Genomic DNA, 1,099 nt, shown 5'->3' with positions numbered 1-1,099 from the left:
CTCGCGCTGCAGGCGCAGCATCGTCGCCGGGCCGAGCACGTCGGCTCGGCGCTCGGCGAGCCCGTGCGTCGTCGCCTGCCCCTCCCGGGCGGCATCCGTTCCCCGGCGCCCGACCTCGAGGTCGACGCCGTCGTAGTCATGTGCGTGCATGGTGCACCTCCACGATCGACCGCTTCCATTTCACCGCGGGCGGGCCCGGCGCGGGCGAGATCTGCCCGATCGGGAAGGCCCCCGTTCGCGAACGCGCAGCGTGATGCCGGGTCATCCGCCGGCCACCTCGGCCCAGTACCGGCCGAACTCGCGTTCGACGACGAGCCGGCCGAGCTTGCGGTACTCGCGGTGCACGCCCAGCACGAGGTGGCGCATCGAGACCCCGCCGCGCTCGGATGCCGCGAGGTACGCCGCCGTGACCGCCGCCGCCCTGATGGCGCCGCCCGCGAGTTCGAACGACCGCCCGAGGAACTCCAGGTCGAGGTCGTCGGCGCGGCGCACCCGGGACCCGAGGCTCTGGTCCCAGAGCCGGCTGCGGTGCGCGGCGTCGGGCATCGGGAAGTCGACGATCACGTCGAGGCGTCGCGTGAACGCCTCGTCGATGTTCGCGCGCAGGTTCGTCGCGAGGATCGCGAGGCCGTCGAACGTCTCCATGCGCTGCAGCAGGTAGGCGCTCTCGACGTTGGCGTAGCGGTCGTGCGCGTCCTTCACGTCGCTGCGCTTGCCGAACACGGCGTCGGCCTCGTCGAAGAGCAGCACCGCGTTGGTGCCCGCCGCCGCGCGGAAGATGCGCTCGAGGTTCTTCTCCGTCTCGCCGATGTACTTGTCGACGACGGTCGAGAGGTCGATGACGTAGAGGTCGAGGCCGAGGCCGCCCGCGACCACCTCGGCCGACATGGTCTTGCCGGTGCCCGAGTCCCCCGCGAAGAGCGCCACGACGCCGTGGCCGCGTCCGCCGCCGGGCCGCATGCCCCAGTCGCCGAGCACCTGCTCCCGGTGCCGGGCGCGCAGCTCGATCTCGCGCAGTGCGTTCATCGGCGCGGCGGGCAGCACGAGGTCGGACCAGCCCACCCGCGGCGCCACGCGCCGCGCGAGCCGGTCGAGCGCC

Annotated in this window: 1 protein-coding gene; it reads right to left on the bottom strand. The window is 73.3% G+C overall.

Annotated features, from left to right (window positions below; genetic code table 11):
* Positions 1-261: 261 nt before the first annotated feature.
* Positions 262-1,099, bottom strand: an 838-nt coding sequence (locus tag GH736_RS23310; protein WP_159607430.1) for an ATP-binding protein, incomplete at its 5' end; no start/stop codon positions are given.

Origin of the sequence: Agromyces humi (genome assembly GCF_009720255.1) — a bacterium.
In the GTDB taxonomy this organism is placed as follows: domain Bacteria; phylum Actinomycetota; class Actinomycetes; order Actinomycetales; family Microbacteriaceae; genus Agromyces; species Agromyces humi.
This window is presented reverse-complemented; position numbering and strand designations above follow the sequence as displayed.